The organism is Caballeronia sp. LZ065, from assembly GCF_031450975.1.
Classification (GTDB): Bacteria; Pseudomonadota; Gammaproteobacteria; order Burkholderiales; family Burkholderiaceae; genus Caballeronia.
Map to the genome: position 1 here is coordinate 176,610 of NZ_JARUXV010000005.1, position 15,634 is coordinate 192,243.

Genomic DNA, 15,634 nt, shown 5'->3' on the forward strand with positions numbered 1-15,634 from the left:
TCCGCTGACTCCACGCCGCCTTAGCATGCCGTTCGAGAATCGCACTCGACCCTCCACCGCTTGAGCTGTTGGCCGTCTCAGCATCGAATGTCAGGGTCCGATAGAAACCGCAGCGGCTGCCCAAAGGGTTAACGAGCCGGCCGATTTCTCGAAAAATACAGGAGGACCACCGTGTGCAGGTACCTTAGCGCGTGGCCACCGCCGGCCGCTTATGAGATATCCTCGATTCCAGATCCTCCAAGCTTGATTGCGACTTTGACTCGTTGTCGGCGCGCGCATGTGCTGCGGACAAAGCCACTGAGATCGTCGCGCAAACCGCGAGTGCGAATGTCATCCACATGAAGCTCAGGTTGCGAAGTTCGTCTCGGTAGCAGAAAGCGATGAATAGCGGCACGGTCAGGACGATACCAATCAAACCCTGCTGCCGAGCATGTCTCGGCAGACCCTGCCAGCCCGTCTTGAAAACCAGAGCGAACAACAGCAGATTCAGGAGATTGAATCCTTTGGTCGTCAACATCCCGTAGTTGATTTCCGTTCTCAGATAATTGCGCGGGTTGAGCAAATACTGAAGGTGTGACGACAACTGAAACTCAATGACGCCGCCGTTATTGAGCGCGTACTTGTGCTTGATTGCCATGTTCATCGAGGCCGCCAGGACAAGCAATCCCCCCGTAGTGACCGCCGTGCGTTTGATCGAGAAGCGCGTCATCATGAGCGGCATCAACGTCAGGAGAAAAAGGAGGTAGGATTCCTTGTTGAGCGTGGCGACGATCGTGACGATCGCGAGCATGACCGTCTTCCCCCTCGCGGCGAGCAAGGTACCCAGTGCCATGAACATCAGCTCCGGCATGTCATAGAAGTATCCGCCCTCCGTCTGGATGAGCGGAAAGATCAAGGCAATCACGAGCGGAGTCAGCGTCGCGGCCGTCTTGTCGAATTTCATTTCCAGACACACCGCGCGGACCAAGAACATGGCCATGAACATCGAAACGAAAGACAGCGCATAGACGACGAAGTAGCGCAGTGCGTAACGCGGATTCGCTGCATCGCTGGCATTCGGAAAGTATCGATGGATCGGGTTCGACACGGGCGGATCTTCTGCAAGCTTGTTCAAGAAGCTCGCTTGTACTCGCTCCGGAATCAGCGCGCCAACCTCATTGGCGACCATGGGCAATAGCTGGCGATAGACGAAGGGACGGTCCGCTGTTCCGTCGAGCATCATCGGGAGGGTGTAGCGTGTGCCCTCCGAGAATTGCCACTTCAGCATGAACCCGCCGAACGACGACGCGGCGGCGATGTAGTAGATGAAAACTAATAAAATCCAACCGCTGAGACGCGAAAATCTGGATTGCTGCAACATTGGAACGCCCTCGTTTTCTGTTTGTTATTCAAGGAAAGACGTGAAACGGCTTGCCGGTATAGGCTAACGACGCGTCATGCCGTCGCGGAACTCGGAGCGTAAAGCAACAACACACTCACGATGAGAAGCGCAGCGCCGGCGAGTGTGCGTGGCGAAGCGCTCTCCCCCAACGCCGTGCCCAGCAGCATGATCTCAAGTATCGTGACAGCGACCATCATTGGATAGGCGACGCTCAGTTCCAAGCGTTTCAACGCGATAGCGTACAGAATGAATCCGGCTCCGTAAGCACCAAGTGCGCCCAGTCGGTACAGCATCGGCCGAGTGATGAGGTCGAAAAACATCGTGCCACTATTCGCCGGCAGTTTCCCGGCCACTCGAAGAAGAATACTGGCGAGCGCACTGCAAGAGCCGCTGAGTAAGAGCGTGATATATGGCATGGTGATTTGGATCGGCAATTAGGCAGCCACAACGACCGTGGCGACGCACAGGAAAAAAACGAGCAGACTCAGACGGTTCTTGACTGCGTAGACAATCGGGTCGTCATGCATCTCGCCGCGGAATGCGAGCATCCACGCACGACTGATCCAGTACAGCAACAGGCCGAAGAGGATCCACAGCGCATGTGGGTGGTGATACAGAATCCGCACATCGGATGAGTTCACATAGAGCGCGAGAACGAGCACCGCGACATAGCCCGATGCAGTTCCAAATGAACGCAAGATGCCGAGGTCCTGCGTAACGTAGGCCCGGCCAGAAGCAAAGGCCTTTCCGTTACGGAGCAACCCATCGAGTTCGGTGTAGCGTTTGATCATTGCGAGGCTGAGGAACATCAGCACGGAGAACATGATGAGCCAGTCCGACAACGGAATGTTGCCTGCAGAACCGCCAGCGACAATGCGGATCGTGTAAAGGCCGGCCAGGGCGAAGACATCGACGAGCAAGAGTCGCTTGAGTTTGAGCGAGTACAGAAGCGTGGCCGCGAAATAGCCTGCGATGACAAGCTGGAATTCCTGATCAAGCAGCAACGCAAGCGCCGCAGCAACGGCCAGCAACAGTACGGTGAGAACCATGCCGTATTTGAGCGGCAATTGCCCCGATGCGAATGGCCGGTTTCGCTTTTTCGCGTGTCGGCGATCTGCGTCCAGGTCGAGCATGTCGTTCAATAGATAGACCGCCGAAGCGCAGAAACTGAAGGAAAGAAAGGCGATCACCTCAGCGAGGACTGCCTTTGAGTCCGTGAAGCGATGCGACGCGAGCAGTGGAACGAAGATCAGCAGGTTCTTCACCCATTGATAAACGCGCATCTCCTTCAGAACAAGCCAAAGGAGCGAGCGTCTCTGTTCAAAAAAGACAATCGTGGTGTTTACCTTATTAGCCGCTGCGGCGATATGACGATTACCGACTACGATCGCCTGACGTGCCTCTTTCCAGACCGGCAAGTCGGCTTTCTCGTTGCCGCAGTAGTCGAAGCCGCGCGGGCCGAATTTTTCAGTCAGCGCATGAGCCTTTTCTGAACCCTTGAGGTTGAGCTTTTCGCCGCTTGCGAGCACGCCCTTGAACAAGCCAAAGTGGGTGGCGATCTGATCGACGAACTGTCGGTTCGACGCGGAGCAAAGGTAGAGATCCCGTCCGCTTTGACGTTGCTGTTGAAGATACTCGATGAAGGTCGCGTTGTAGGGCAGCACGGACACATCGATGGAGATGCGCCTCGCAATCTCGGATTTAAGGTAAGCCTTGCCGCGTAACAGCCAGACGACGCACAGAAACACGTACATCGGATTCTTCTTCATCAGCACGAGGAAGGACTCAACCAGCAAGTCCGTTGGTGTCAGTGTCCCGTCCAGGTCCACGCATAATGGAACGCCTGCTCCCGCCATTTCAGCTCCGTCTCACGAGTTGTGACTCTCACGACATGGTCCGCGAGTCGTCTGATTGCTATTCTTTAAATTTGATTGCCAGAGGTCTCGCCGGCATCGGGAGACCTTTCGGATCAAGGCGTCCGCGAGGAAGCCGCTAGGCAGGAGGTGCGGCCTTGTAGCGGAGCAGGGTCCTGAGAATTACAAGCGCGGCCAGCAGCCAGATCCAGCTCCCGACAAAGCGCCATGCGGGAATTCTTAGTCCCTCGAGAATCGTCAAGAACGTGGCGACCACAAGAAAAGCGTCCACGGCGCTCAAGAGGCCAGGGCTGAGTGCTCGGGCTAAACAATGGCAGGCATAAGCTGCGACAAACAATATCGCAAGGCTAGCGACTATTCGGCGAAATGCCGGGGCAATAACCGGCAGCGCGCCGAAGCTTCGGCTTTCCGTCGGCGCATCAAAACCGTCTATGGCCCGCAGCGAAGGCTGCGGGCACTCCCCGTGATCTCGCCTCATGTTCTTTTATCTCTTTATTTTTATGAATTGTGTGCTTACCTGTTTTTCACATCAGCGCGCTGGCGCACGTTCCAGATATCAATATTCGCAGGGGTTTGCGATCGCGGCTGGCTCACGCAGAGTCCGCGCGTTCGTTCTTGAAAGCCGCAGCGAGTGACGCGGCGTTGCGCCACCAAGCAGGTTGATTGCAGATCGGATATACAAGCGTGTCGTCAGACCGGGCTCCACCAGCCTTAAAGTTGCCCCGCAAATCCCTTGCGCTCGATGGGCGCGTCTAGTACTATTTTTCACAAATTCATGATGTTATAGGAGCTTCTTCATTCTTTTTATGAGAAAGAAATGGACTAGGAAACATCTTTCGACGAGTACCTCGAACACCTATGCGAGACAATCGGACACAGTGATCCGCGATTGCCAACGCCTGATTGTTGATCTGCCAAGACCCGTCGGGGAGAATCTGCCGGTTTTCGAGACACTCGTGCGGATCTTCCGGCTCGATCTTGATGAAGAAACCGACCTTGCGCGGGAGGCGGAGCTGAATTTGATCGTGCGTGAATTAACTTTGCTGCCTGAGCTGTCAGACTATCTGTACGAGAACGAGGTTATCCGCTCACGCGAAGCGCTCATCGAATGGCTGCCTATTGAATCCAGGCGAGGACGGATGTTGATCGAAGAACCGGTGGTACACGCGGGCATGCTGATGGATATCGTGTTTGGAGCGCTACTTCCACGTCGAAGGTTGACGCAACCGGCGGACCGTGCGCTCAGAATCGAACGCATCAAGAAGCGCCTTCTGATCTACCTGCGCGGCATTGGCTCGGTGGGTTAGCGGTAACTCGCATTGGACGCCGGAGATCATGCTTATCATTTGGCCCTCCCAAGTGAGCTTGGAGCAGGTTTGCCCCCGACCGCTTTCCACTACCTGGTCGAGTTGTACAATCGGGTGCCGGTCCAGAAACGCCTTCAATGCCGGCAGAATGTGACGCCGAGTGAAGGTCACGGCTGTGCTGATGCGCAGCACGCCGGATAGCCTCGACGACGCGTGACGCGCGACATGGTCGGCAAGGTCCACTTCTTCGGTTGCGCGCCTCGCGTGCTCGTAGAATCGCTGACCTGCATCGGTGGGCGTCAGGCCGCGCGTCGAGTGCAACAGCAATCGCACGCCAAGCCGCTCTTCGAGCTGCGCGATCGACTTCGAAAACGGCCGGTTGCCCGAGCTTGAGCCGCTTGGCGGCTGCCGAGAACGAGCCCGCCTGCATAACGCTGACGTACGTTTCCATTGCTGCCATCCGGTCCATGCTGTTGCTTCTCCATGACGACCGTGAAAGTCCCTGCTGTGGCTGAGATGTGTTCAGGAGGAAGTCTAGCGCGTCAGAACATCGGGGCGATGGTATTGCCGATGATCGGTCTTTGTCATCTGACTCCCGTTCACGAAAGCAATCCGCCAAAAGCCGGCCCTGCCGGAGGATCGTCTGCGGCAGGGCCGGTTTGCGACGCGCGCAGTCCGGTTCAGATAACCGGCGCAGCGCTATGGAAGGAATAATCGGTGTAACCGCGCGCGTTGCCGCCGTGGGTCAGGAATCAGTGCAGCCGACATCCTCAATCTCCTGTCGCGTAGCACGGCCCTTTATCCGTCAGCGAACGTCAGATTCTCGCGAAGAACTACGCGCCCGCGCGGTCGCTCATGCAACGCGGCGGCGTCCGGTAGGACACGAGGTCAAGCGCTTCCGCCAACGTTCCCACTGCGCGGTGGGGGATACCGAATGCCTTGGTGGCGCCTCGGCCACGCCCCCTCGCATCCTCGCGTTTTTCGTCATCTGACTCGACAGTGATCAACATGCTGCAGACGCGCGCCAGTGCCTCCTTGTTCTGCTTGAGCCACTGACCTCGCCGCCTGAAATCTTCATGCGGCTCATTGTCGGGCATCTCGACATGAAGCATGACGAAAGGCTCGCCATGCGCGACCAGTCTGTCCATCTCACGTAGCCACTGCTCCGCGTAACCGGGCCGGATTGCGTCGTTACGCAACGTGATGACCGGAAAACTTCGAATATCGAATACCGTGAAAGTTGCACTATCAAGCATGATTATGTTGTCCCGAAAGGTTCGATCCGACTTCGCGCCCACCTGCGTCGCTGCCTGGAGATCGCGACGGAAACGTGCTCTGCCAGCCGCCCCCCAACGCATTGTAAAGACTGACCAGTGAGACCGCCACCTCGGCGGAACTCGATGCGAGCGCCTGCTGCGTACTGAGCAGATCCTTCTGCACGGTCAACACATTCAGAAAATCCGTTGCACCGGCGATGTACTGCCGCTGCGCATTGTCGAGCGCAATCTGGTTCTGTTCGACCGCTTTGGCCAGTTTGTCGCGATTGCTCTGTCGAGCTTCGTATCTGGTCATCGCATTGTCCACTTCATGCCATGCGTTCAGGACCGTGCGCTGAAGAACGATTGCGGCTTCCTGCTGCTGCGCGTTGCGCAGCGCGAGTTGTCCCTTCAACCGGCCGCCGTCGAACAAAGGCACGCTTAGTGCGGGACCGATGCCGAACATCCGCGAATCCCAGCTATCGAGGTCGCTGAAATGCATCGCCTGCAAACTGAGGTTTGCCGACAGCGTAATGCGCGGATAAAAGTCGCCGACCGCGACCCCGATGTCCGCCGTTGCCGCATGCAGGCGCGCTTCGGCCACGCGAATGTCGGGACGCCGTTGCGCCAGTTCAGACGGCAGACCTGCGGGAACTTGCGACGGCATCGACGGAATGGGCGCGTACTCTCGCAATTCGCTTTCCAGCGCGCGCGGGGGCGCGCCCATCAGCAGGCTCAATGCGTTGACGAGCTGCGCGCGCCGGCTGTCGAGTAAAGGCAATTGCGCTTCGATCGTGCTGACCTGCGCCGACGCTTCGGCAATGTCCAGTTGCGTCGCAATGCCATCCGCAAAGCGAATCTGGGTCAGTTCAAGGCTATGACGCGCCATCTGCAGATTCTGTTCGACGATCTTCTGCTGAGCCTGTACACCGCGCACCTCCATATAGTCGCTGGCCGTGTCCGCCAGGCTCGCGAGGAGGACATCGCGCCGCAGATCGGCGGCGGCTTCGACGCCAGCGTCGGAGGACTCGACTTCGCGGCGCACACGCCCCCACAAATCGAGTTCCCACGACGCATCGACGCCGGGCTGCCACAGGTTGTAATCGTGCTTGGCGTCCAGTCCGGAAATATCGAGCAAGCCGTTCTGGCTCGATCGCGCATGCTGCCACGAGGCAGTGCCGGCAACAGACGGCTCCGCATCCGCGCCGGTGAAGCGGCGCGCCGCGCGTGCCTGCGCCAGACGGGCAGCCGCCGCCTTGACGTCGAGACTCGATGCGGTGACACGATTGATCAACGAGGTCAGCTCCGCGTCCTGAAACACCGCCCACCACTGCGCATCGAGCGTGCCCTCGACTATCGCCGAGGACGCGCCGGCAGCAGTGTCTTCGCGGGCATCGGTGTGCCAGTGCGCGGGCAACGCAGCGACCGGTCGCTGGAAATCGGGACCGACGGTGCAGGCGGCCAGTCCGGTCATCGCGAGCAGGCCGACGGCCGCCGTCCATCGCAAAGTATGCAGGCTCATCGCGCCGCTCCCGCCGGCGCGATATCCGTACGGACCGTCACATCCGCCGACATCCCCACGCGCAATCGGTCGAGTCTGTCCTGCCCGGCCCGCAACGCGATCTTGACGGGAATGCGCTGAACCACCTTCGTGAAATTGCCGGTTGCGTTGTCGGGCGCGATGGCCGAGAACGTGACGCCGGTTGCAGGCGCGAAACTGTCCACGGTGCCCGTCAGCACGACATCGGGATAGGTGTCCACGCGAATCTCTGCTGCCTGGCCGGGCCGCACATGGGCCAGTTGCGTCTCCTGAAAATTGGCGACCACGTAAGCCTGCTGCAGCGGCACGATGGCGAGCATCGGTGTACCCGGCGTCACGAACGCGCCCACTCGCAGCGCGCGCTGGCCGACGACGCCGTCGATCGGCGCGACGATCCGGGTCCATGACAGCTTCAGACGCGCCGTGTCGAGCGCGGCCTGCGCCTGCTGAAGCGCGGCCCCGGCGCGCGCCCGCTGCGTGGTGAGGACGGCCACCTGCTGTTTCGCCGCGCTCAGGCCCGCCTCGTCGCGGGAGACATCGGCGAATGCGGTGTCCGCGCGCGAGCGTGCCTGCTGCTCGTTTTGCCGGCTTCCGGCACCATGTTTCGCAAGATCGGCATAGCGATCGTAGTCAGCGCGTGCGAAATCGCGATTGGCCTGCGCCGCGCTCAGCGCCGCAGCGGCCTGATCGATCAGCGAGCGTTGCCGGACGATGCTCGCCGACACGTTGTCGATCGTCGCCTGAGCGACGGCGACGTTCGCTTGTGCGGCGGACACGGCTGCCACGTAATCGCGGTCGTCGATCTGCGCGAGCACATCGCCTTTGTGAACCACCTGGTTATCGTCGACGCTCAATGCCGCGATCTGTCCGGCCACGCGCGGAGCGACCACGGTGAAGTCGGCGCTGACGAACGCGTCGTCGGTGTGTTGTCCCGCGGATCTCATCACGCCGTACGCCAGCGCAGCCGACAGGCCGAGCGCGACGATCACCAGGACGCTCGTGAGATAAATTTTCCGGTTCGATTTCAACTCAGACATGGGTCGGTTCTTTCACTTTCTTCAGGGTTCGATAAAAGGATTCACTGCTTCGCAGCGGGCACGGCGCTGCTTGCACGCGGCGGATAGACACGCGTGGGTATCAACGGAATCAGCAGGATCAGCGCAATCGCGATCAGAGTCATCAGACGGAACAAGTCGGCCGATGCCAGCACCATCGCCTGGTCGCGAATACGCTGATCGAGCAACGCAAGCGCGGCGTGCGGATCCACATGCAAACCCGGGGCGAAATTGGAGCGGAACGTTGCTAGCGCTACGGGCCGGTTGCCCAACTGGTCAATCAGTACATTCGAATGGAAGTGTTCGCGCATCGTCATCAATCCTTCGACGACCCCCGTGCCGACGACCGCGGCAAAACCCTTGACCGTGTTGAACCATGCCGATGCGAAAGGCCCTTCCATCGGCGTCATGCCGTTCGTTGCGAGCATCAGCAATGGAACCACTGCCATCGGCTGCGCAACGATCTGCATGATCTGAAGGACGTAGAAGTTGTCGCGAATCCAGTCGATAGTCATCAAACTGCCAGCGGCACACGAGAGCGCGATCAGGCCAAGCCCTGCGGCCAGCACCCAGCGGCAATCGACCCGGCGAACATTGCAGAGCGCGGCCACCGCCGGCAAGGCGATCAATTGAGGCAGCGCGACGCACAATGCGAGAGGCGCCAATTGGAGCGGCCGATAGCCGCGCACCTCGACGAGATAACCGGCCGGCACACCCGCTAGCGCGACCAGGATGACGAGCACGCCGCCGAGCGTGATCAGCGCATGCGTGAGGTTGCGGCGGCCGAGCAATTGAAGTTTGAAAAACGGCAACGGGTGAAACCATTCGTTGACGAGAAACAGCACCAGTAACATCCCGCCGACTGCGAGCAATACGCAGATCAACGGCGAATCTGTCCAGCCGAGCCGCGTGCCCTGCTCCAGCGCAATCACCAGCATGCCGATAGCCGGGACACCGAGCAGTACGCCTCGCCAGTCGAACTGACGAAAGCGCTCGAGCCGCAATGGGTCCTGCGGAATACCCCAAGCGACCATCGCAATCGACACGAGCGAGAGCGGCACGATCTGCCAGAAGAGAAACCGCCAGCCGACATAGTCGCTCCACAGGGCGGCGAGCGGTATGCCGAGGTTGGGCGCGAAGGTCGCCGTCAGCGCATAGGCGCCAAGTCCATAGAGCTTGATGCCGGGGGGCAGGAAGCGCAGCGCGACGGTCATCAGCATCGGCGGAAGGCAACCGCCTGCGAGCCCCTGAAACCCCCGCAGCACCAGCAGCGCGCTGAATGTCGTGACGAATGGGAGAGCGATGCCAAGCAGCGCGAACACCGCAACGGCCGCGATCGTGAAACGCCGCAGCGAGAAGGTGACCGAGAACCAGGGTGCGGCCATCATCGCAGACACCTGCATGACCTGGTACGCCGTGCCAAGCCACGAACCGCCGTCATGACTGACACCTAGCGCGCCGCGAATGTCGGCCATCGCGATATCGGTGACATGGTCGTTGACCTGCGCGATCACGACGGCGACCAGTACACCCATAAGACCGGTGATCACGCGTGCGTTGAACGCAGGTGGCACGGCTGCCGGCGTCGGTACAGGGCGGGTTGCTGGCGGTTGAAGGACAGTAGCGTTCACACTGTCCGCCGGGCCCAATGGGGCGTGGGATAAAACCGCAAGGGCGCTGTGGCCGCTTTCGAAACGTGCATGAGGCTGGCTCCGTATAAGACACAGCAGCCAGTCTAAAAACATACCATCCATTCGAAAATTGCAATTTCCGCACATGATGCGTGCGTCAGACGCACGCATCGCGCGGCCCAGCTAGTTCCGTCAGCCCGCGCACACCTCCCTCACTACCCGCCTTAGCCACTGATGCGCGGGGTCGTTTTGCCAACGGGGATGCCACGCCTGAACCACGACGATGGTCTCGAGCGGTACGGGAATTTCGAAACAACGCACGCGCATTCCCATTTTCTTCGCCGCGCCGGCCACGTGCTCTGGCAGCCCGGCAATGAGGTCAGAAAGGCCCAATGCGAAGACGCCCGAATGGAATGACGGCACAACCAGAGACACGGTACGGCGCAAGCTCAATGCGTCGAGCGCGGTATCGATTGGGCCGGCGGCACGACCCCGACGCGACACGCTGATGTGATCGTAGGACGCGAAGCGCTGCGGCGTGATTTCATCGTCGAAGATTGGATGGCCTTCGCGCGCGAGTCCGACGAATTTCGTGGTGAACAGCTGCTGCACGCGGATGTCGGGTCCCAAAGGCCGCATCGCGCTGATGTAAAGATCGCTTTCGCCGTCCAGCACGACGTGGGACTCGGTGTCGCTCTCAGGCTGGAAACGCAACAGAGAACGCGGCGCGTCGCGCCGGACGCGATCAAGCAGCGCACTGCCGAACGACCCTGAGAACGTATCGTTCGCGTGCAGGACGAAGTGACGCTCAAGAGTTGCCAGATCGATATCCCGCTCGGGCCGCAAAAGACGCATGGCGTTTTGCACGGAGTCCCGTACATGCTCCCGCAGCGCGAGCGCACGCGGCGTCGGAACCAGACGCCGGCCAATCTTGACGAAGACCGGGTCGCCCAGCGCGTCGCGGATTCGCGCCAGCGTGCGGCTCATGGCAGGCGCACTCAAATGCATGCGCCTGGCGGCGCCGACGACGGAGCCCTCTTCAAGGAGTGCGTCGAGCGCGATAAGGAGGTTGAGATCGGGTAGTTGCATGACACGCAATTATAAATGGCGAATCGTGTAGTTTCCGGTATTGCCGGGAGTCTTGTTCATACAGGAACACCGTCGTTGACCGAAGCAGTGACGTAGACGACGGAAGTCTGGCTGCTCTGTCCGGAGCTCCTTCATAGCCTTGGAGCCTTCGGAAAGACCGATCTAGATTTGCTTGCAAAGAGGGGTGTTGTCCGTAAGCGGCTTGCCAACTCACCTTGATTGTCGTTGAAGCGCTTGGGAGTATCGTGTCCACTAAAGCGAATAAGCGGACACGTGAACACTATCGAAGAAGAGGCGTTGCCGACCCGTCGCCGTCGTCGACGCTACACCGAAGACTTTAAGGCACGCGTTGTTGCCGCTTGCCAAGGTACCGGCGTGTCGGTGTCGGCGGTCGCGCTGGAACCTCGGCTCCACGCGAACCTACTGCGACGCTGGCTTGATCAGGCAGAAGGCAGACTTCCGAAGCGGCTGTCTGAACGCCCGGTAGATGCTCAATCGACACCACTACCAGCGTTCGTTCCTGTTGCTATGGGGGCGAAGCAGGTAGCTTCGACGGAGATCAGGGTCGAAGTTCGCCGGGGCAATCAGTCGATAACGGTGAGCTGGCCGGTCTCCGAAGCCGCGCAATGCGCGACATGGCTGCGCGAGTGGCTGCGGTGATTCGTGTCGACGAGATCTGGCTAGCAGTTGATCCGCTGGACATGCGGGCCGGCTTCGACACGGCGTTGGGGCGCGTGGTGAAGGTCTTCGGCGCCGCTCATCCGCACCACGCGTACCTGTTCACCAACCGCCGCGCCAACCGACTCAAGGTCCTGGTCCACGACGGCATCGGTATCTGGTTGGCAGCGCGGCGGCTGAATCAGGGGCAGTTCGTCTGGCCCCACGCTGGCAGCGAACCCAAGCAGCAGGTGCTCACGCACGAACAATTGGCGGGCTTGGTGCTGGGGCTGCCATGGCAACGCATCGGCCAGGATGGCGTGATTCGCATCATCTGACACGTCGGCGGTGACGTATACAGTTCTCCTTCTCGCGCGTGCGGGGTTCTGGCAGACTGGTCTGCATGAACCCGCCGGCCGACCTCGACGACCTCAGTCCAGAGCAGTTGCGTGCCCTTGCCACGCAACTGCTCGCTGAGGTCCGCGCGAAGGACCAAGAGGTGACGGAGAAACGCAGAGAAGTCGATGCGTTGGAACGGGAGCTGCATTACCGGCAAACCCGCATCGACCAACTGACTCACGAGATCTCCGTGCTCAGGCGCCAGCAGTTTGGCCGTCGCAGCGAGCAGCTCAACAACGAGCAAATGAGCCTGCTTGACGAGGCGATTGATGGCGACCTGGCCGCCATCGAGATAGAGCTCGAAGAGCTCGAGCCTGCACGCAAGCGCCGACCCGAGCAGCCAAAACGCGCACCCTTGCCGCCGCAGTTGCCGCGTGTCGACGTCCGTCATGAACCGGACAACACGGTGTGCCAATGCCGATGCGAACGTGTTCGTATCGGCGAAGACATTAGCGAGAAGTTGGATTACGCACCGGGCGTGTTTACGGTGGAGCGGCACGTTCGCGGTAAATGGGTATGTCGTAACTGTGAGACGCTGATCCAGGCACCCGTACCCTCGCACGTCATCGATAAGGGCATCCCAACCACCGGACTTCTGGCATCAGTCCTAGTCAACAAATTCGCAGATCACCTGCCCCTATATCGCCAAGAGCAGATCTTTGAGCGGGCGGGCCTGGCGATACCGAGATCTACGCTAGGCGCGTGGGTGGGCACCTGCGGCGCGCAGTTGCAGCCATTGGTCGATGCCCTCCATCGAGAGATCTTGAAGCAAAGCGTGTTGCACGCGGACGAGACCCCGGTGCAAATGCTCAGCCCCGGTAAGGGGAAGACGCATCGGGCTTATCTGTGGGCGTACACGCCTACGCAGTTCAGCAACCTTCGCGCGGTGGTGTACGACTTCGCCGGCAGCCGAGCCGGCGAGCATGCCCGCACCTTCTTGACCCGCTGGCACGGCAAGCTGGTATGTGACGACTACGGCGGTTACAAGGCCTCCTTCCTTCAGGGCGTCACCGAGATCGGCTGCGCAGCTCACGCGAGGCGCAAATTCTTCGAGCTGCACGCCAATCACAGCAGCCAGCTCGCTGGGCAAGCGCTACCATTCTTCACTGAGCTCTATGTCATCGAGCGGGATGCCGCGAATCTTCCATGCGGGGCGGATGCTGGGGCTGCTGCTGCACGGTACTAGCGTCGTGATCGATGAACGTGCGGATGAAGGCATTCGTGCGCATCTCACTGTGCGCGCGGGCGAATGCGAGACGCTCGCCGTCGTCGCTGGCGAGGATGAACCGCTCGTCGTGCCGCCCATCGAGGATATCGATGCGCGGATCGATACATCGGATGCTGCATGGCGCGAATGGACGGCGAATATTCGTTATGACGGGCCGTACCGTTCGCTGCTGATCCGAAACGCGCGGGCGCTGAAATTCCTGCTGTATTCGCCCAGCGGCGCGATTGCCGCTGCCGCGACGACTTCGCTGCCGGAGCGGATCGGGGGGAACAAAGGTACCGATCTATCAATAGACTCACAAGCCAAACTCAACGCCGTGGCGCGACGGCTGAACGAGCGCCCAAGAAAGACCCTGGCTTACGAAACGCCAGCCGAGCGATTCCAGCAAACTATTGCATCGATCGGTTGAAGCCACCGCCGTGAAGTGCCGGTCGCCTCGCGCTACAGCCCCCCGTTCTGCTAGCTGGCGCTGCTGATTCTTGATAGTCCAAGAAATTCCGCGCTTTCAAGTCAAACTGACCGTGCGCTCGTCCAACGAATTCCGATCGCCGACACTCTTTCGCCGATGGGCTCGACGCAACAATAAACTTTTACGCCGCGAGACGGTGCTCATAATAAGGCCGATCGCGATCATCGAGAATGGCATACATGGGTTCGAGATCGGATCCGCCTGGGCTCAACCATGCCTCGATGTTTTCCGCCTTGATTGGGACGATACAACGGTCATGACCGGCCGCTTCGACCTCAGGCGGCGGTTCATCGGTGATGGCGGCGAAGGAAAGTAAATCAGGCTCGCCAGGCGCAGTCCATCGCGACCAAAGGCAGGCGACGTGCATCAACTGGCCGTTGTTCGGACGGAATTCCAGTACAACATTCTCGTCCTGCTCGTGCGATTCCAGGAGCGTGCCTTCCATCTTGGCCTTGCTGACGTTTTCATAGAACACGTCGACCAGCATGATGCCGTGCGTGTGGCCAAAACACGGTTTCCAGAACCCTTCGAGATTATCCCGACGAGCGTTGTACGTGCCGGGGAAGCGCCGATCATAGTTCTCGGGCTTCCCCGCGATACGACATTGATAGCGCATAGGTTTGACGACGTACTGTCCGTCTTCGATGATCAGCACTGGCGCATAGTGTCCGGGAAAGATTCGCGAGTCGCGTTCCTTAGGCGTGGTGCGCCGCAGGTCGTCGATCCGACGAAGAGCGGAATCTATTTTGTCGGTGGCGATACGGCGGCTTTCTGCCGCCGCTTTCGTGACCTTTATCTGTAACGCACGCTCGGCATCGGCGAGGCGGGTGCGCTGCTTGAAAAGATCCTGTTCGAGCGTGTTCGCCTGCCCTGTGTTGAAACGATCGATGGATTCCTTGATCTGGCGTTCGTCGTCGTTTTCTGGATGAAGAAAGGCGTCCTCCATCGCTTTCGGGATCTTGGCTTTGCTGCCTTCGGCGCGTTCCCAGAACAGGCGCGCGAACTCGCGGATATCCATCTGTGCGCCAAACATCTTCACGTAGCGTCGATAGTCCGCCTGGATCTGCGCCGAGTAGCACACTGCCGCCTCCTGTAAGGTTCAGCTGTTCGCCTGATCGTCTATGTTGCCGTGCCGGTCGCCTCGCGGCACAGCTTCATCATCTTCTGGACCACCGTGCTCGCATGGTTTAACCCCATATCGCCAGTGAAGAGCACTGGCACATCGGATTGACGGAGGGCGATCCCTGCGCTCTTCAGATCACGGCGGGCAATGTTGAGGGCCAATTGTCCGATGCGCACGCGCTCCGGCCAGCTCATCGTAACGAGGTTTCGCTTAAGCCAGATGCGGCAGCTATCCACGACGTGATCCACCCGCCACTCCTGTGTCAGCGCATGCGAGGCAGCAAGCGTTGCCACCAGAAAACACAAGAGGTCGGCCCGCGCGCCATTCAGCTCGTCAATATCGGATAGATCCATTGCGCTCCTCGTGTGTTCTTAACATACTAGCCGCCTTCGTCGGCCCGTTCGCCACCTCGCGAAATCAGCCGTTTCGACTGCCCGCCTGTACGCAAGTGCGGTCGGCTTACCCACTTTCAACAACCGAGATCGACGGCGCGCTGCAGGCTACCCCGCCCACCGCGCGATCGATCACATCAGGCACAGTAGTGGCGGTCCCACGATGTCGTCAGCCCGACAACGGTTTGAACTCGTCGGGCGACCCTGCCTCCACGGTTCAACCATTCTCTTGC

General features: G+C 59.8%; 13 protein-coding genes and 3 pseudogenes. 5 read left to right on the plus strand and 11 right to left on the minus strand.

Going from position 1 to position 15,634, the window contains the following annotated elements:
- Nucleotides 1–184: 184 nt before the first annotated feature.
- From QCE63_RS34605 to QCE63_RS34615, 3 genes are all read right to left on the minus strand, one after another.
- Nucleotides 185–1,360 carry a hypothetical protein gene (locus QCE63_RS34605; RefSeq protein ID WP_309839662.1) on the minus strand — a complete coding sequence of 392 codons (1,176 nt, stop codon included), beginning with the start codon at nt 1,358–1,360 and terminating at the stop codon, nt 185–187.
- 74 nt (nt 1,361–1,434) lie between these two features.
- Nucleotides 1,435–1,815, minus strand: a complete 381-nt coding sequence (locus tag QCE63_RS34610) for a ligand-binding protein SH3 (RefSeq protein ID WP_309839663.1) — start codon at nt 1,813–1,815, stop codon at nt 1,435–1,437.
- Nucleotides 1,816–3,237 (minus strand): UbiA family prenyltransferase, encoded by a 1,422-nt coding sequence (locus tag QCE63_RS34615; RefSeq protein WP_309839665.1) that lies wholly within the window; start codon nt 3,235–3,237, stop codon nt 1,816–1,818.
- A gap of 896 nt (nt 3,238–4,133) precedes the next feature.
- Between QCE63_RS34615 and QCE63_RS34620 the strand changes: the two genes are divergently transcribed.
- Entirely contained in the window at nt 4,134–4,562 is a 429-nt protein-coding gene (locus QCE63_RS34620; protein ID WP_309839762.1) for a hypothetical protein, read from the plus strand.
- Between the two features lie 84 nt (nt 4,563–4,646).
- On the opposite strand, the pseudogene QCE63_RS34625 reads toward QCE63_RS34620, so the two are convergent.
- The 6 genes and pseudogenes from QCE63_RS34625 to QCE63_RS34650 all read right to left on the minus strand — a co-directional run.
- A pseudogene (locus QCE63_RS34625) lies at nt 4,647–5,031 on the minus strand (LysR family transcriptional regulator); the annotation flags it as partial.
- A 364-nt stretch (nt 5,032–5,395) separates the two neighbouring features.
- Nucleotides 5,396–5,818: a hypothetical protein gene (locus tag QCE63_RS34630; RefSeq protein WP_309839666.1), complete on the minus strand. Its 423-nt coding sequence runs from the start codon at nt 5,816–5,818 to the stop codon at nt 5,396–5,398.
- Nucleotides 5,811–7,340 (minus strand): efflux transporter outer membrane subunit, encoded by a 1,530-nt coding sequence (locus QCE63_RS34635; protein WP_309839668.1) that lies wholly within the window; start codon nt 7,338–7,340, stop codon nt 5,811–5,813. Before QCE63_RS34635 ends, QCE63_RS34630 begins: the two co-directional genes overlap by 8 nt.
- On the minus strand, nt 7,337–8,395 hold the full coding sequence (locus QCE63_RS34640) for an HlyD family secretion protein (protein ID WP_309839670.1): 1,059 nt from the start codon (nt 8,393–8,395) through the stop codon (nt 7,337–7,339). Before QCE63_RS34640 ends, QCE63_RS34635 begins: the two co-directional genes overlap by 4 nt.
- 41 nt (nt 8,396–8,436) lie before the next feature.
- Entirely contained in the window at nt 8,437–10,167 is a 1,731-nt protein-coding gene (locus QCE63_RS34645) for an MFS transporter (protein WP_309839672.1), read from the minus strand.
- 69 nt (nt 10,168–10,236) lie between these two features.
- The gene (locus QCE63_RS34650; RefSeq protein ID WP_309839674.1) at nt 10,237–11,133 is read right to left on the minus strand and encodes a LysR family transcriptional regulator; all 897 of its coding nucleotides are present in this window, start codon (nt 11,131–11,133) and stop codon (nt 10,237–10,239) included.
- 273 nt (nt 11,134–11,406) lie between these two features.
- Between QCE63_RS34650 and tnpA the strand changes: the two genes are divergently transcribed.
- The 4 genes and pseudogenes from tnpA to QCE63_RS34665 form a co-directional block, all read left to right on the plus strand.
- On the plus strand, nt 11,407–11,793 hold the full coding sequence (gene tnpA / locus QCE63_RS36930) for an IS66-like element accessory protein TnpA (RefSeq protein ID WP_404990241.1): 387 nt from the start codon (nt 11,407–11,409) through the stop codon (nt 11,791–11,793).
- The gene (gene tnpB / locus QCE63_RS34655; RefSeq protein WP_309839676.1) at nt 11,760–12,128 is read left to right on the plus strand and encodes an IS66 family insertion sequence element accessory protein TnpB; all 369 of its coding nucleotides are present in this window, start codon (nt 11,760–11,762) and stop codon (nt 12,126–12,128) included. The genes tnpA and tnpB overlap by 34 nt, the downstream gene beginning before the upstream one ends.
- Before the next feature lie 65 nt (nt 12,129–12,193).
- Nucleotides 12,194–13,333: pseudogene (gene tnpC, locus QCE63_RS34660) on the plus strand (IS66 family transposase); the annotation flags it as partial.
- 355 nt (nt 13,334–13,688) lie between these two features.
- Nucleotides 13,689–13,826, plus strand: a pseudogene (locus tag QCE63_RS34665) (IS30 family transposase); the annotation flags it as partial.
- 181 nt (nt 13,827–14,007) lie between these two features.
- Here QCE63_RS34665 and QCE63_RS34670 read toward each other — a convergent pair.
- Together QCE63_RS34670 and QCE63_RS34675 are read right to left on the minus strand one after the other, a co-directional pair.
- On the minus strand, nt 14,008–14,967 hold the full coding sequence (locus QCE63_RS34670; RefSeq protein ID WP_309839678.1) for an SOS response-associated peptidase family protein: 960 nt from the start codon (nt 14,965–14,967) through the stop codon (nt 14,008–14,010).
- A 38-nt stretch (nt 14,968–15,005) separates the two neighbouring features.
- On the minus strand, nt 15,006–15,362 hold the full coding sequence (locus QCE63_RS34675; RefSeq protein WP_309839680.1) for a hypothetical protein: 357 nt from the start codon (nt 15,360–15,362) through the stop codon (nt 15,006–15,008).
- Between the last annotated feature and the right edge of the window lie 272 nt (nt 15,363–15,634).